Source organism: Carboxylicivirga caseinilyticus (genome assembly GCF_050589785.1).
Lineage (GTDB): Bacteria > Bacteroidota > Bacteroidia > Bacteroidales > Marinilabiliaceae > Carboxylicivirga > Carboxylicivirga caseinilyticus.
Map to the genome: position 1 here is coordinate 142,879 of NZ_JBNGOX010000003.1, position 16,846 is coordinate 159,724.

Consider the following 16,846-nt stretch of genomic DNA (forward strand, 5'->3'; position numbering starts at 1 on the left):
TTTTCCATGTTTAAAAATGGATTGACAACTAAAGATTTTGGGAAATAGGTAAGTTTATAACTAATCTAAGCTAACAAATTTCCAATGAAAAAAATCTACCTATTTCTGCTTTTGCAGGCCTCAATGTTATTTCTTACTATTAATGGTCAACAATTGGCCTTTCCCGGAGCTGAAGGATTCGGAAAGTATTCCGTTGGTGGCCGGTATGGTTCTGTTTATCATGTAACAAATTTGAATGATTCAGGAACAGGCTCTTTGCGAGATGCAATGAGTCAGAGTAATCGAATTATTGTATTTGATGTAGCTGGAGTTATCAAACTAAACTCTGTGCTAATTGCTAAATCAAACATATATATTGCTGGTCAGACAGCACCGGGGGAGGGTATAACTGTTTATGGAAACAGGGTTTCGTTTTCCGGAGCTGATAATAGTATTTGCCGTTATATGAAGTTCCGGATGGGAGAGAAGTATGGCGATAGTGGTAAAGATGCTCTGGGTGTTGCCAATGGCTCAAACATGATTTTTGATCACTGCTCAATATCCTGGGGACGCGATGAGACTTTCTCAGTAAGCTGGGATGGCAAGGGAACTGAACCAACCAATATAACTATTCAGAATTGTATTATAGCGCAAGGTTTGATGAGCCATTCTGCCGGTGGATTGATTCAGACAAATGGCGGTGTAACATTATACCGAAATCTTTATGTTGATAATGATACACGAAATAATAAGATAAAAGGTGTAAACCAATATGTAAATAATATGGTTTACAATTGGCGTAGTGCTGCGTATATCATGGGAGGAGATTCTGAAGGATTATCATATGCCAATTGTGTCAGTAATTATTTTATCAAAGGTCCTGATGATGGGAATGTTCCTTTAAGCGGAGCCAATGCTAACTTTAATATTTATGCCGATGATAACTGGTATGATGGAGATAAAGACGGAAATCTGAATGGTGCTCTGGTACCATATTCTGATTATGCGGGTGGTCCCACTTTTAAGGATGAGCGGTTCGACTATCCGGTTTTACCAACGATAACTTCACAGGAAGTACTTGAATCACTACTTCCAGATGTTGGGGCATCTTTACCTTGTCGCGATTATGTTGATTATTATTTGGTTAATGAGGTGAAGTCGCTTGGAGAGATGGGTAAAATCATTACCTCAGAAGAAGAACTTCCGTTTGGGGCCCCAGACGGTTGGAATTTATGGACAGGTGAAAGCAGAGTTGATACAGATGGGGATGGCATGCCTGATTGGTGGGAGAATGACAATGGTTTGAATTCCAGCTCAGCCTCTGATGCGATGAGTTTGGCAGCGAATGGATATACAAATATTGAGAATTATATTAATAGTATTGATGCTACACATACTCAGGCTTATCTGCGAAAGCCTTTAAATCTTCGTTTAGCCTCTTCAACACAAACATCTCTTACATTGGAATGGTATGACTATTCAGAACAGGAAGATGGCTATATTATTGAAAGGCAACTTAACGGTGTATTTACTCAGATTGGAACTACAAGTGTCAATGAGTTCGTATTTACAATTTCTGATTTACAACCCGAAGAGGAAGGTGTATTTAGAGTAAAAGCGTTCAATGCCAGTATTGAATCTGAGTATTCAACTGTTTTAACATGCAAAACAAAGCCTGTTCCGGTTGAAGTGTTGGATATCGATACTTTTGAAGAAGATATGAGCTGGAATGGAAATGAAAATCAGAATTGGAATACTGCTTCAGCTAACTGGTTGGCTGATGGTGCGCAAGTAAGTTATACCAATAATAGTTCTGTGCTTTTCGGCACGATGGAAGGAGATCAGGTGATCAATGTTTCAGATGAAGTTCAGCCTGCTGCCATAGTTGTAAATGCTGATAGTAACTATACATTTTCAGGAAGTGCGATTGCAGGAACAACATCAATGAATAAGACCGGATCAGGAACATTAACATTAACCGGTAGTAATAATTACACCGGAGCAACTGTGATTCATGATGGAGTAATGGAAATAAGCACTTTAGCTAATGGTGGAATAGCAAGTTCTATTGGTGCATCTCAGAACTATGATTTTAACTGGGTTTGGTTAGGAGGAAAGATCGATTATACAGGAGCATCGGTTTCTACAGATCGCAGTGTTGCTTTGGATGAAACAACTGAATTCTCAGTCAGAAACAGTAGTTCTACTGTTACCATTGCTGGTAATATTGGCGGACAGGGTAGTTTGATAAAATCAGGCGATGGAAACCTGGTTTTAACAAAAGAGAATTCATATATAGGTCAAACAGCGATTGTTGGCGGAACATTGGAATTAAATGGTATGACGGCTCTTACAAATACTGCTGGTATGGGAACATCGGGCAAGGTTGTGCTTGGTGGTGGAAGGTTGAAACTATGGGGTGGAGAGAGTGCCAATTATGAAACCTATACTTTTGATATGGAGGTTGAAGGTAATACAACCAGTTATTTCCAAATGGACAGAACCTGCTACCTCAAAGGTAATGTTAGTGGTCAGGGTATTCTTAATTATGATATTTATTACGTTCGTGAATACATACAAGGTGACTGGTCGCAGTTTAGTGGTACTTTATATGCCAATGGTTTAGGAACAACCAGCGATGGCAATCAGTTGATGTTGAATAATACAAATGGTATACCTAATGGAAGATTAGTGACAACCGGAACAACTAAAGTAATTTGTTGGAAAAATGCCAGTACCATGCGTTTGGGTGGTTTATCAGGTGACATAGGAACGAAATTATCGGGAGCTGATAAGCAAAACAATGCAGCCACCATGACATGGATTGTTGGTGGTGCCGGAACAGACGAAACTTTTAACGGTGTTATCAATAATGAGTGTTCGAATTACAAGTACAATGGAACAACAAGTATCGTGAAGGAAGGAACCGGATATTGGCGATTGACAGGTTATAATACCTATGCCGGAACAACACGTGTTACCGATGGGAAACTAATTATTAACGGAACACAAACTTCGTATGCCTATACTACGGTGGAAGGTGGAACTTTGGCTGGTACGGGTCGTTTATACGGGACGGTTATTGTACGGTCAGGTGCATCATTAGAACCTGGTGATGAGCGTATAGCAACTTTCAGGGTGGCCAGCTTAAATTTGAACAGTGGAAGTACTGCCAGCATGGATATTAATGCTACTGCGATGACATATGACAGAGTTAGTTGTACAGCTGGTGTAACTTATAACGGTATATTAAACCTAAATATAACAGGTCAATTAAGTGCGGGTGACTCTTTTACGCTTTTCACAGGTTCAAGTTATTCAGGAACTTTACAGGAGATTATTCCGGCAGTTCCTGGTGATGGACTTGAATGGCAATTCGAGAATGGAGTTTTATCAGTGGTTGCTTCAACCGGAATAGATGATTCAGATTTATCAGATATTCAAATTTATCCTAATCCTGTTGATGACATTTTAAACATCAATGTGGATAAAACATATGTAAATATTGAAACCAGAATTATGACTATAAGCGGTCAGGAATTGATAAAAGTAAGTAAAAAGGATAGAGGTGAGATCTCTATTCAGTTGGATCACTTAAAGTCAGGTTTTTATCTGGTTGAAATTATTGTTGACAAAAAGCAGCCTAGGATTATTAAAATTGTTAAAAATTAGATAGTTAAGAATTATTGATTCAAATGCAAAGGCCATTCTGAATCGTCAGAATGGCCTTTTAAGAAGAAGAGAGTAGTTATAATCAATGCTTCCACCACATAAATTGCGGTGAAGTGTTTAGTATGGTTTCATATTGATTTGCAATGTCAGCCCAGTCAATTAACTTAAAGTTTTGAGGTTTATCTATACCGTTTTCGGTATTAAAACCATCCTGGACAACTAAAAGTCCACTAGGAAAATCCCCACCTAATGCCATGTTTGTTACAGTAAGGCCATCGGTTTCTTCAACACCGTCAATTGAATTATTGCTTTTAATAATAAAGTTACCCAGGTAACGGTTATCGCCTTCTTTTTCAAAAATAGCGTACGAAAAGTTACCTTGAACCGAGCCAATCAGATAGCCTTTGTTATTGCCGGCATAATAAATATCCAATCCTTCCAGATCGTAGGTGATATTAACGTTGGTACTATCGCTGTTGGCAAGCATTGTCATTTGGTTATCGGCATCTTCTTCTGCACTCATCTTCCAGATGGCTTTGCCTTCTTCAGCTACATACAAAATGCCTTCCTCATCATCGGCAACCATGCCTTCACATTGCGACGATAAAGTGATGGTACGAACTACTGTAGTGTTTACTTTGCCCGATTTTTCGGTGATTTTGATTTGTTGAATGTTACCGTTTTTACCACAGATAAATGCATAAAAGGTATCTTTTCTGCGGCTGTAATACATGCAACATCCATATGCATCATCAATAATGGTTGTGTCCATAAGACTTGGTGAATCAAGTAACGAAATAAGGCTGTCAGCAGTCACCTCAAAAGCTACCAAACCATTTGATATTCTTTCTGAAGCTACAGCTATGGCAATACTTCTGTTGGCTAATTTAAAATTATACCTTAAATCAACATTGTTAACTTTTCCAGCCGGATTGAAAGAAACCAATTCACCTTTTAGATTGTAAAGTGCCAATCCTGATTTTTTATCAGTTCCAAGAATGCGAGATTCAGATGGATTTTCCTCATTATACCAGATAGCCGGATCATCAGCTGCATCTTCACCAGTTGCTGCATTAACCGGTTGAGTTTGAGCTTTAGGAGTTACAACTCTTTTAATTTGAGCTTGTAAAGCAAAAGCATTGGCTTTTTTAACCGAGTCTTCAATGGCTTCCAATTCTCCATCCATCTTTACAATAGTGGTTTCGATAGAGGAGGAGGTGTCGCTTTTATGACGACACCCCAATGTAATTAATATAAGTATTGCGAAAAATAATGTTGTTTGCTTCATCATTTCAATTAAAAGTTAAAACGAATACCGCCCTGCATTTTAATGCCGTAATACTCGGCTTGCATTGTATATTTTGTTTCTCCCTGATAGTAACGCAAAGGTTGATCAAGAAGATTGTTTACTTCAGCAAAGAACTTAAGATTTTTTGTAATATCATACGAACCGCTAAGATCTACCTGAGTTGCTTTGTCGTAGTAACGATCTTCGAATGCTTCGCCTCCGTACTCATCCAGGAAGTCGCTGGCATAATTTAATGATGCACGTAGGGTTAGTTTCTTGCTTTCGTAAAAGATTGAAGCATTAACAGTGTGTTCAGGTGTTCCAGGTAATTTGATATCTTCATCTTCACGATCTTCTAAATGTACATTGCTTACTGTGTTGTAATTGTAGCTATAGTTAGCATATACACCAAGGTGTTTTAAGAATCCCGGAAGGAAAGTCAACTGACGCTGAAAAGCAGCCTCAAAACCAAATAAATCTGCATCTCCTACATTGATCGGTTGGATGTATTCCCATCTTTCACCATCAATATCTTCGTAGGTTGTTTGCTTTTCAATAAAGTCAGTGATTCCCTTATAATATAATCCTCCAGATACCAGACCGATGGAAGTGAAATAATGCTCAATCATCAAATCCAAGTTCATTGATTTGGTGGCATTCAAATCAGGATTACCTAAGGCTACCTCTAAGTCATCGAGGCTATAATTGACATATGGTACCAAGTCGTAATATTTAGGACGAGCCATGGTATTGGTCCAGGCAGCTTTCAGTTTGGTGTTTTCACTTAAGTCATATTTTAACAAGATACTTGGAAGGAAGTTAGCATAGTTGCTACTTTCTTTATCAGTAGGTGTTAATTCATCATTGTCGGCATCGTAAATGAAACCAGAATACTCAATATTCGTTTTTTCGTAACGAACACCGGCAACGGCATTTAGTTTTGAAGTAATTTTTTGATCCCAACGAACATAACCAGCTGTTACATTTTCGGTAGCTTCAAAGTTTCCTGCAATTTCTTCCGGAACAGATCCTCCTTCAAAGTCAGCGCCTTTTAAATTAAGCTTTCCAACATATTCAGCAGAAACATAGTTGCCTGCAATATAATCTCCGGCATGAAAATTATCTTTGGTTTTATTAACCATATTAGCTGAGCTTGTTGCTTCTAAAATAAAAGCATCTTCGTCTGTAGGCTCATACTCGAAAAATTCGTTTTCGCGTTTTTTCTCTTTGCCTTTGTATTTGAAACCAAACTTAAGATTTGAATTATTCATAACTGGTAACTCAAAATCCATTTTAAAGTTTTTATCAATATCATCGGTATACTGAAACTCTTCAGTCAGTTCTTTAAAACCCCAGTTGCTGTTTAAATCCTTAGCATCTGCATCGTTAACAATTACGTTAGGACTATCCATATCGGTTAAGTCTTGACTAACACTCACATCTTTATAACGCATGGTTAAATAACGTTCGTTCGGACGATCTTCTTTGGCTTTTGAATAAGAAGCTTTCCAGTTGGCAGTTAAAATACCAAAGTGATGCTCACCCCCCAATGAAAAGTTAGTTGTTGACTGATCTTCTAAACGGGCATATTTATTATCTTCTGTACCAGCTTTTGTTTGACGACGAATTTCAGCAATCATATTTCCTTCATCATCTTCTTCAATGTCTTTGTATTGAAGTCGATAACGATTCTCCCAGTCTTTGCGATGGTTGTAAATTCCTTTGAATTCCAGAGTGTGATTTTCGTTGATTTCGTAATCGAAAGAAGCTGAATAACTTTGGCGCTCGCGTTGAACCTGGTAAGTTCTTACCTGAAAGTCAACCATATTTCCGTCTTCGTCCCATTCGGCTTCGATATTATCAGAACCCAATTGGTGGTTGAAATAAGATCCGGAAATAACCATTCCCAGTTTATCATTAAAGAAACGTTGTCCATACACAATTGATCCGATAGCCATTGGTTTTTGCGAAAGGAAATTATATCCGCTACCTAATGTACCAGAGATACGACGTGCTCCCGGCTTTGATCGTGTAACCAGATTAACAGATCCACCAATGGCATCACCTTCCATATCAGCAGTTACTACTTTATTTACTTCAATGGATTGCACCATGTCGGCAGGAATAAGATCTAATTGTACAGAGCGGGTTTCAGCTTCAGCGGATGGAACCCGATCTCCGTTAATAGTTACTGAGTTTAAATCTGGTGCTGTACCACGAATGTTACCAAAGCGGGCTTCACCCTGATCGTATTGAACATTTATACCAGGAATACGTTTCAGGGCATCGCCTATATTCGAATCAGGGAATCGTTCAACCTGGTCTGCAGCAATGATATTAGTAACATTAATACTGTTTTTTTGTTGGTTCAAGGCTTTTGTTTGTCCTTGCAACTGACCATTAATTTTTATTTCCTGAAGTTCAATCCCTTCGTTGAGTACAAAATTCGCTTGGGTACCAATACCTCCTTTAACTTCTATGGTTAAAGTTGTTCTTTCAAATCCAATGTAGTTAACGACTAAGGTGTAAATACCATCTTGAAGGCTTATTAAGCGATAAAAACCGTTGACATCCGTAATAGTGCCTATTTCTGTGTTGTTTTCAATGTAAACTGCAGCTCCTGGTAATGGAAAGTTTTTAGAATCGGTTACTCGTCCGTGAATAAATCCGTTTTGTGCATAAGTTGTGATGCTTACCAATATTAAAAACAGAGTAAGCCACTTCATTTTTTTCATGATGTTATAGGTTTAAGTAAATTCTCATGCAAATGTAGAGCGGCAGGATAAGCAGTAAATTAAGCAGATATGAAGTTTCAGTAATCAGAATACTGATTTAATGTTAAGATGTTAAAAGAAGGTTATGTGAACCAACAAGGTGATTCTGTTAAATGATAATATAATAAGATTATAAGGTAATTAAAGATTACTTAACATCTTGTTGGGGGAGTTTAGATAAAGACTTTTTAGAATAGAGATTGGTAATTCTGATTCTTATTAAAACGATGATGGAATTGAAATTTTATCTTCAGAACCACCTCTTCCTTCTGAAATATATAATCATCACAATGGTAAGGGCAATCATCAATATCCAAACACTCAGGTAGCCATATTTCCAACCTAGTTCGGGCATGTTTGTGAAGTTCATGCCATAAATACCGGCAACAAAAGTGAGAGGTATAAAGAATGTTGCTACAATGGTAAGGGTTTTCATTACCTGATTCATTCGATCTCCCTGAACAGAAAAGAAAAGATTAATATTACTTTCTAAACGAATATTTATCTGTTCGCATTCATCAATCAATGTCAGGCACAAGTCTTTTATCTCAAAATAATATTTAACGTGTTTGGGTTCAATCATTAAAAATTCTTCGCGTTCAATCATTGCCACAAAATCTTTGATCGGAGTCACCGTGCGCTTGATCTGGTAAATCTGACGTTTGAATGATTCGATATATTCCAAAAGATCAGGACTCAGGTCAACTTTTTTGGAAGTAATGGCAATATCATTTACTTTCTCTTCAATTTTGGCAATGGTTTTAAAATAGTTATCCAAAATTGATTCTAATAGTAGATAGAGTAAGTAATCGGTACCACGCTGACGGACAATTCCAATATCCTGTCTGATACGTTCGCGAATATGATCGAAGTGATCAGCTTTTTTCTCCTGGAACGATACCAGAAAGTTGGTTCCCAGAATGAAACTGATTTGTTCCAGGTTAACGTGGTTATTATCTGATGGCAGAATGGATTTTAATGAAAAGAACCAATAATCATCGTACTGCTGGAACTTAGGTCTTTGGTTTATATCAAGTATGTCTTGCAAGGCAAGCTGATGAATACCCAATTGGTTACAAATAAACTGAATGATTTCAGGTTCGTGTATTCCATGAATGTTTAACCAGTGAGATTGATGATCTTTAGCAAATTCTTTTACTGATTTGTAATCGTACTCAACGTCTTCTGTATAGCTTTCAGCATTGTAATCAAAAAGTTGAATGCTGATGTTTTCTTGTTGACCTTTGCCTGTGTATAATGCTATTGCAGGATTTAACTTTTTTCGGTTGAGTACTTGCATTGCCATTGTTTTGGTTCAATAAACTAACAATCAAATATAGGAAATGATTTTAGAATTTCGGCTAGAGTATGTAGTACAGAGTCCGTAGTCCGAAAAGTAGTGAAGCATTCTAAGATTATACATTTTTCTTCGGACTTTGTGCTTCGAGCTGTAGACTTAAATAAAAAAGGCCAACCCTGAATGAGTTGACCCTTTGAAATATAATTTGAGTTGTTACTCGTTAGTTATATTTTGAAGCACGAACAGCCTTAATATCTTCATCAGCAAGATACTCTTCAAAATCCATTAATTTATCAACAATTCCGTTTGGCGTTAACTCAATAACACGTCCGCAGGTTGTACGAATAAATTCGTGGTCATGAGATGCCATTAAAATCTGCCCCGGGAATGTTTTCATATTGTTGTTAAATGCCTGAATGGACTCCAGATCCAAATGGTTGGTTGGGTGATCCAAAATCAATACGTTTGGCTCTTCCATCATCATACGGGCAATCATACAACGCATCTTTTCACCTCCGGATAAAACAGTAGCATTTTTCTCAGTATCGTCATTTGTAAACAACATTTTTCCTAAGAAACTACGCATGTAATCTTCAGATGAGTCTTTCGCAAAATTTGCCAGCCAATCATATAATTTAATATCTTTTTGGAAAAACTCTGTATTATCCATTGGTAGATAGGCCGAGGTAATGGTTTGTCCCCAGGAATATTCTCCTGTATCTGGTTTTAATCTGCCATTGATAATTTCGAATAAGCTCGTTACAGCACGGTTGTCGCGCGAGATAAACACCACTTTCTCATCTTTTTCGATGGTGAAGTTTACGTCATTAAATAATTTCTGACCATCAATTGAATAGCTTAGGTTTTCAACTTTTAATATTTGATCACCCGACTGACGTGAAGGTTGGAAGATAATTCCGGGATAACGTCGTGTAGATGGTTGAATTTCTTCAATGTTCAGCTTATCAATCATCTTCTTACGACTGGTAGTTTGTTTCGACTTAGCCACGTTAGCACTAAAACGCGAAATAAACTCCTGAAGCTCTTTCTTTTTCTCCTCTGCCTTCTTATTCTGCATTGCCTGCTGACGAGCAGCTAACTGACTTGATTCGTACCAGAAACTATAGTTACCTGAGAAGTTACGAATCTTACCGAAGTCAATATCTACAATGTCAGTACATACATTATCAAGGAAGTGACGGTCGTGAGATACAACAATCACTGTATTTTCAAAGTTGGCCAGGTAATTCTCCAACCAAAGAACCGTTTCAAGGTCAAGGTCGTTGGTAGGCTCATCGAGTAACAGGTTATCCGGGTTACCGAATAAGGCCTGAGCAAGTAATACACGTACTTTTTCTTTACCCGAAAGATTACCCATGGTTTGGTAATGAAGCTCTTCTTTAATGCCTAATCCGCTTAATAATCCTGCAGCATCGCTTTCTGCTGTCCATCCTCCCATAGAAGCAAAGTCATCTTCCAGTTTGGCAGCTTTCATACCATCTTCTTCATTGAAATCAGGCTTTAGATACAAGGCATCTTTTTCCTGCATCACATCCCACATTTCTTTATGACCCATCAGTACTGTATTCAATACTGTGAATTCATCAAAAGCGTAGTGATCCTGCTTCAATACAGATAAACGTTCGCCCGGCTCCATTTTTACGGTTCCTCGGGTTGAGTCTAAATCACCTGCCAAAATCTTCAGGAAGGTTGATTTACCTGCACCGTTGGCTCCAATAAGACCATAGCAGTTACCTGGAGTAAACTTTAAATTAACGTCGGAGAATAAAGGTTTTTTGCCAAATTGAATGGCCAGATTTGATACTGTAATCATTGTTTATGCGTTTTTAAGCGGCTGCAAAATTAACACAATTAATTGACTTAATGAATTGAATGGTGTTAAGAAAGGCTAAAGATTTTAGTAAATAAGCAGTTAATCGAAATTAAAGTACAATTCAGGAATTGATATTTGTAAATTATAAAGTTATTGCAGCAATACTAAATTAGAAAATGATCAAGAATACTGCTTCTTAAGCAATATACTTTAATCGAAGATAAATGAATAAAAATGTACTTACTGAATCTTACTCTTCATCAGGCCAGATAACAACACCATCTTCATCATCAAAGAAAGGGCCGTACTGTATCTCTGTTAACAGGTCATTATCAAAAAATAGATTCAAACTGAAATCGTTATTAGTGGCTACCATTTGCATTGCACTACCATCTTCCGAAAGGTCTTCCATCTCAAATTCACCCAGATTAAATACTTCCATCTGTTCCATTACCTCTCCCTGACTTAGTCCAATTAAATCCAATCCTTCGAAAAGTACATCGGGTGATGCTGTTGTGATAGAAAGCAAACGCCAGTCGGCATCTTCTTCAAACGAAAGAGAAAGATCCTGATCATCGTAATGCCAGGCTTCCATGGCACCCGATTCATTATCCCCAGCCAATTTTTCTTTTTCACTTGGCTCACCCATTATTTTCAATACCTCGTCGCGATTCATTCCAAAAATTAACTGACCTAATCCTTGTCCAAGTGTTATTTCGTGCATGACTGTTTTTTTATTTGGGTCAAAGGTAAGCAATGGTTTTAAGATGTAAACCGCCTGTTGGCTTTTTTCTCAGCTTGCTTTTTTTTGCTGTTTAATCTTTTTTCAACCGACGATTTAGTTGGGCGTGTTGGTTTACGTTTTTTCTTTGGGGTTAAAGCAGCAGCCAACAGATTATAGAACCGTTCGGTTACAATCAGTTTGTTTCTTAGTTGAGAACGTTCTGTTTGAGCTGTTAAAATCAATTCTCCTTCCTGGTTGAGTTTGTTGGATAACTTATGCAGGAGTATCGACTTTTCATGCTCATTCAATAACTGTGATGATTCAATATGAAATCGTAATTCTACTTTTGAATTAACTTTATTAACATTCTGTCCACCGGGTCCACCACTGCGGGATGATGAATAACTTAGCTCCGATGCAAAGTCTCTGTTTTTAAGTCCTAACTCAGTCATCCGACTAATTTATGGGTTTAAACACTGAATCTTCGGAGTGCTGTAATAATCTCTTTTTGATGCGGATGTATAGGTAAACCATCAAAGGTGCAAATGTCAGTAACAGCCATTTGTTTTGCGACATCAGAATAAAATCGTAAATGCCGTGAAACAGGAATGGATAAAAAAATGCATTTATCAAATGATAGGTTTGTTTTTTACTGATAAAACGAGCCAGACCAAGATGATATCCCATCATAACACCAAACATGGCATGAGCCGGCACTGCGGTAAAGGCTCTTGCTAAACCTGTTTGAATACCGTTGTCGGTGTTTAATACATACATGATGTTTTCAATCAATGCAAAACCAAGCGATACAAAAACAGCATAAACAATGCCATCAAAACGTTCATTAAAATTTTTGTTTCGCCAAACCAAAAGCATTACGGCAGTCAGTTTAAAAGCCTCTTCCCAAAATGATGCCACAAAAAAAGCATCCAGAAATGCATTTGTCATCTGGTTGGTTTTTAAGGGGTGTAGAAAAGAACTGGTCCATTGTTCACCAATAATAATGGGGATGCAGATGATCATGCCTGCAATCAGCGATTTAATCAATAGTCCGAAAGGTTCCTTTTCGTACTTGTCGCGGTAATAGATATAAAAGAGTATGATTAAAACAGGTGCTGAGGCTATTAAAATAAGATTCATTCTAACGATAAAAGGTTTAACTTATAAGTTCGAAAATACAATTTTGAATCGATTTTATGCCAAATTATTTTCGAGCCATGTATGTTGAGGAATTTTTAATTTGCTGTTTCGGTTAAAGGAACCGATGCTATTTCTCAACTCTTTCTTTCAGTGTTCGATAATTAATTTTGCCAGTTCCCAGTAATGGTATCTCATCCACCTTTTCAATTCTTCTGATTTTGGCAATAGGTGCAACTCCATTGGCTATTAAATAATTATTAGCCTCTATAAGGTCAATTTCCTCGGTGGTAAACAACACTATATCAGCAGGCATAGTCTTATCACTTCCTTCAATAGCCAATACCTGTTCATCTTCTTTTCCATATTTCTCCAAAAGAATATGTTCTATGAAAGGAAGACTGATCATTTCTCCGGCGATCTTAATAAAACGCTTCAGGCGCCCTGTGATAAACAGGTATCCATCATCATCAAAATAACCTAAATCACCCGTTTTATAATATTGTTTGCCATCTATGGTTTTAAAAGGTCTTAGTTCAGGTTGGTTCAGGTATCCGGCAAAAACATTATCGCCGCTGATGTATATCATACCGGTTTCGTTGGGTGCCATTTTCTTCCCGGTTTCAATATCAACAATCAAACCTGACAAGCCTGGTAATAATTTTCCAACACTATTTATTTTTTGTAATTCAAAAGGATTCAATGAAATAACCGGCGAACATTCTGTAATACCATAGCCTTCCAGGATTAGTGCGTTTTGAGTCATGCTTTCGAATTTCTCTTTCAACTCCAGAGGCATGGCTTCGGCACCAGATATGGCATATTTTATCGATTTAAAAAAGTATGGCGTTCCTTGTGAAAGCAATAGCTTAAGAAAACCGGGGGTGCCAATAAGAATATTAGCCTGTACATGCTTGAGAACCCTCAGTACCTCACGTGCATCAGTAGGATTGGGAGTGTAGGCAATTTTAATTCCTGAAATCAGCGGTAAAATACTTAAAACAGTAAAGCCAAAGCTGTGGAAAGGTGGTAGAAATGAAAGAAATACCTCGTTATTGTTTATGTCTATCATATCGAAAGCTCCAGCCAGATCGCTTACAATGTTTTTGTGTGTTAGCGGAACTGCTTTGGGCAAAGCTTCGCTGCCTGAAGTAAACAGTATTACGGCTGTTTCATCGGGTTCGTTGATTTGTATTAACGAAGGGAAATACGATTTGATAACACCTTTCAGTTTTGTTAAAATGTCAATATTCGGAATTTCTCTTTCCAAAAGGATCAACTTCGAATGGATGCTTTCAGGCAACATCTCCTTTATTTTATCGATAAAGGAACCTGCAGAAAGGATGTTTTTAACTTCAGCGGTTTCTATGCAATGTTCAAGTACTTTGTTACCAACAGTCCAGTTAAGCATTACCGGAATCTTACCAGCCAGGTAACAGGCTCCAATCAGTAAGGTGGTACTTTGTAAAGCAGGTAACATTATACCCACATGCTTTTCGGGCACCTTGTCTTTAATTAATTCAGCTACTACGCATGCTTTTAAAAAGAATTCCTTACGGTTTGCTGATCCTAACATTGCATCGTAAGTAAACGGATCACTTTTATGCTTGCTGAAAGTGTTTACAAAAAGGTCTGATATACTTCTGTGAGGATTGATTTTAATGTTTTGGATCTGAGTTAGATTCTGATCCAGATTACATTCGGGCAAATCTGAATCACTCTGAAATTTACCCATTGCTGCCAAACATAAATCAGCAATAGTACGTATTTCGGTTATCTGAGGAGCTGAAAAAGTAGGGAAGTTGTTTTCTACTTCCGATAATATCTCCACTAAATTCAAAGAGTCAGCACCCAGATCAACCTGTAAATAGTCAGTTTCTTTTATTTGTTCTGACGGGATATCCAGAATTTCACCAACACATAAGCAAACCAATTTTAATGTGTCCGAAGGAATTGTTTCTTCCTCTGTTGCTTTTCTTTTGGCTTTGACTTTTTTCAGTGCATCTTTTATTATGGCAGGTAAATTACGGTTCAGTTTAGATGCCAGAAAATGTGCTTTGAGATAATTAACCGGTTCCTCGCCATGCAAATTATAAGTCTCTTCCAAAAATGTATTGAACTCTGATTTACCTATCTGACTGTTTGATTTTGCTTTTTCTGTTATGTTTTCAAATTCGATGGTAATCTTTCTTCGTGGCATAAAGAAGATTAGGTTGATCATTAAAAAGCCGATTGTTTTCAATATCATTCCAAAGAAACCAGGTGATTTACCTGTCCAGGCTTTTGACCATCTACTACCCCAAAAACCTCTTATACGTGCTGCTATCACTTCAACATCCTGTGGTAAATCTTTTACTACCCGGTAGGCACTTTGTTTGTTTAAGATCTTTTCGTACCCCTGGGTGGCAATATGACCACTGGGATAGATTACAATATTCTTTTTAAGAGAAAATCCATGATTCACAGAATGAACAATCTCTTCCAACACATTGGTATTACGACTACCTGCTTCCAGATCGCTTACCCGAACTGCACCCCATGACGAAAACATGGTTTTAGCCAGTGGCATATCATAATATCCTGATGTCACTACCGGAACAGCCGTTGTGTATTTATATAAATGAGCAAACAGTACAATAGGGTCCATGATTGCCTGATGGTTGGGCAGAATCAGTTTGGGAGATTGCTGACTGAATACTTCTTCACCTTTCACCTCAATTGTATAACGAAGGCTTAATATGGCTCTTAACCAACCAAAAAGTACCTTGACAATTTTTAATATAATTGGATGATGTTGCTTCATTTGTTGCAAATTACAATATTATTTTTCTGCATTTAATTGTCTGGCACCCGGTATCTTCAACCAGGTAATAAGGGTTATTAACCATATGATACCGGCAATTGTTGCAAATACTGTTACAGAATTAGTTGTTGATTCAACCAATCCAAATATCCCCGCTGATGCTAAAATAAAAGAAAACAAAACAAGGTTGTTATAGGCCAGAATGACTCCAAGTTTTCTTCCTTCTACTTTCGATTGAATAAACGAATTTAATGGTATTTTAAAAATACCTGCAAAAAAGGCAGTTAAAACAATTAAAATTGTAAATAAAGTTGTTGAAGGATTCATCAGATAAATGAGTGTTACGCTGATTCCCATTCCTAATCCTCCAATGGGTACCAGATACATTTTTAGTTTATGGTTTGAAATGACTCCTGTAACATAACATCCGGCTCCAATACCAATGGCAACCAACGCCATTATAGTTCCGGTTGCGGTATCTGATAGCTGCAAAACCTGTCGGCAATGAGGTATGATATTCATTTGTAAAAGAGATCCAATAGCCCAAAAAGTTGCCAATCCAAATATTACAGTGTTTAATCCTTTAACCGATTTACTCAAAATGTATGAATCACGAATAAATACAAGTGGATTCAATGATGTAGGTTCTTCATCAGGTACTGTTTCTTTGGGATGAATTTTTAAACTGGTTAACCAGCCTAATACAGCAAACAAAACAAGTGTTGTGCAAACAATAAGGATTCTATATTGGGCCAGCATCTCATTTTGGATGGTGTCCGACACAATTCCGGCTGCAAATGTTCCGATTAAAACTCCAATGAAAGTTAACATTTCCATGGCTCCTGTACCGTAAGGTATTCCTTCTTTTCCTCCAATGTCACGAATAATTCCGTATTTGGCAGGAGAAAACAAGGCACTTTGTAAACCCATCAGAAAAATGCCAGACATGGCAACAGGCACATTTTGCAGAATAAAGCCTACTGCGGAAATGAGCATGATAGGAATCTCAAATAGCTTAGCCTTCTGAATTATTTTTGCTTTGGAATGATCACGAGCCAATTTACCTGCTAATGGTGAAAAAAGGATATAAGGTATTACAAACAATCCTGAAGCCAGTGATATGATTATAGATTCTTTATCAGCAGCCAACCATGTTGTACCAATGAAAAATATTAGATATTTCAGATAATTGTCGTTTAGTACACCTAAGAAATTGGTTATAAATAAAGGTATCCATCTGAATTTAGAATGTTCCATAACATTTGTATTATGCTGCTAATGTTTTGTAGAGCAAGGCGACTAATGTTACAACCGCCTTGCATACTCAGCTAAAAT

The 16,846-nt window shown here is 37.4% G+C and carries 10 protein-coding genes; 1 reads left to right on the top strand and 9 read right to left on the bottom strand.

The annotated features are described in order from the left end of the window. The first annotated feature begins 84 nt into the window (after nt 1-84). Nucleotides 85-3,651, top strand: a complete 3,567-nt coding sequence (locus tag ACRD62_RS02490; RefSeq protein ID WP_430818537.1) for an autotransporter-associated beta strand repeat-containing protein — start codon at nt 85-87, stop codon at nt 3,649-3,651. 82 nt (nt 3,652-3,733) lie between these two features. Here ACRD62_RS02490 and ACRD62_RS02495 read toward each other — a convergent pair whose 3' ends face one another. The 9 genes from ACRD62_RS02495 to ACRD62_RS02535 form a co-directional block, all read right to left on the bottom strand. Next, the gene (locus tag ACRD62_RS02495) at nt 3,734-4,942 is read right to left on the bottom strand and encodes a phytase (protein ID WP_430818538.1); all 1,209 of its coding nucleotides are present in this window, start codon (nt 4,940-4,942) and stop codon (nt 3,734-3,736) included. Between the two features lie 5 nt (nt 4,943-4,947). Continuing rightward, on the bottom strand, nt 4,948-7,674 hold the full coding sequence (locus ACRD62_RS02500) for a TonB-dependent receptor (protein ID WP_430818539.1): 2,727 nt from the start codon (nt 7,672-7,674) through the stop codon (nt 4,948-4,950). 289 nt (nt 7,675-7,963) lie between these two features. Further along, entirely contained in the window at nt 7,964-9,013 is a 1,050-nt protein-coding gene (corA, locus tag ACRD62_RS02505; RefSeq protein ID WP_430818540.1) for a magnesium/cobalt transporter CorA, read from the bottom strand. A 220-nt stretch (nt 9,014-9,233) separates the two neighbouring features. Beyond that, nucleotides 9,234-10,847: an ABC-F family ATP-binding cassette domain-containing protein gene (locus ACRD62_RS02510; RefSeq protein WP_321411804.1), complete on the bottom strand. Its 1,614-nt coding sequence runs from the start codon at nt 10,845-10,847 to the stop codon at nt 9,234-9,236. Between the two features lie 250 nt (nt 10,848-11,097). Continuing rightward, nucleotides 11,098-11,571: a hypothetical protein gene (locus ACRD62_RS02515; RefSeq protein WP_430818541.1), complete on the bottom strand. Its 474-nt coding sequence runs from the start codon at nt 11,569-11,571 to the stop codon at nt 11,098-11,100. A gap of 38 nt (nt 11,572-11,609) precedes the next feature. Then, nucleotides 11,610-12,023 (bottom strand): alternative ribosome rescue aminoacyl-tRNA hydrolase ArfB, encoded by a 414-nt coding sequence (gene arfB, locus ACRD62_RS02520; RefSeq protein ID WP_430818542.1) that lies wholly within the window; start codon nt 12,021-12,023, stop codon nt 11,610-11,612. Nucleotides 12,024-12,027: 4 nt separating this feature from the next. Continuing rightward, nucleotides 12,028-12,711, bottom strand: coding sequence for a PrsW family glutamic-type intramembrane protease (locus tag ACRD62_RS02525; RefSeq protein ID WP_430818543.1), 684 nt, complete (start codon nt 12,709-12,711; stop codon nt 12,028-12,030). Nucleotides 12,712-12,838: 127 nt separating this feature from the next. Further along, nucleotides 12,839-15,511, bottom strand: a complete 2,673-nt coding sequence (locus tag ACRD62_RS02530; protein ID WP_430818544.1) for an AMP-binding protein — start codon at nt 15,509-15,511, stop codon at nt 12,839-12,841. A gap of 18 nt (nt 15,512-15,529) precedes the next feature. Continuing rightward, on the bottom strand, nt 15,530-16,768 hold the full coding sequence (locus ACRD62_RS02535) for an MFS transporter (RefSeq protein WP_430818545.1): 1,239 nt from the start codon (nt 16,766-16,768) through the stop codon (nt 15,530-15,532). Nucleotides 16,769-16,846: the final 78 nt, after the last annotated feature.

Bases quoted from the DNA above. Each gene is read 5' to 3' on its own strand.
- ACRD62_RS02515 (WP_430818541.1), bottom strand. From the start codon at position 11,571: ATGCACGAAATAACACTTGGACAAGGATTAGGTCAGTTAATTTTTGGA.
- ACRD62_RS02535 (WP_430818545.1), bottom strand. From the start codon at position 16,768: ATGGAACATTCTAAATTCAGATGGATACCTTTATTTATAACCAATTTC.
- ACRD62_RS02495 (WP_430818538.1), bottom strand. From the start codon at position 4,942: ATGATGAAGCAAACAACATTATTTTTCGCAATACTTATATTAATTACA.
- corA (WP_430818540.1), bottom strand. From the start codon at position 9,013: ATGCAAGTACTCAACCGAAAAAAGTTAAATCCTGCAATAGCATTATAC.
- ACRD62_RS02500 (WP_430818539.1), bottom strand. From the start codon at position 7,674: ATGAAAAAAATGAAGTGGCTTACTCTGTTTTTAATATTGGTAAGCATC.
- ACRD62_RS02525 (WP_430818543.1), bottom strand. From the start codon at position 12,711: ATGAATCTTATTTTAATAGCCTCAGCACCTGTTTTAATCATACTCTTT.
- ACRD62_RS02530 (WP_430818544.1), bottom strand. From the start codon at position 15,511: ATGAAGCAACATCATCCAATTATATTAAAAATTGTCAAGGTACTTTTT.
- ACRD62_RS02490 (WP_430818537.1), top strand. From the start codon at position 85: ATGAAAAAAATCTACCTATTTCTGCTTTTGCAGGCCTCAATGTTATTT.
- ACRD62_RS02510 (WP_321411804.1), bottom strand. From the start codon at position 10,847: ATGATTACAGTATCAAATCTGGCCATTCAATTTGGCAAAAAACCTTTA.
- arfB (WP_430818542.1), bottom strand. From the start codon at position 12,023: ATGACTGAGTTAGGACTTAAAAACAGAGACTTTGCATCGGAGCTAAGT.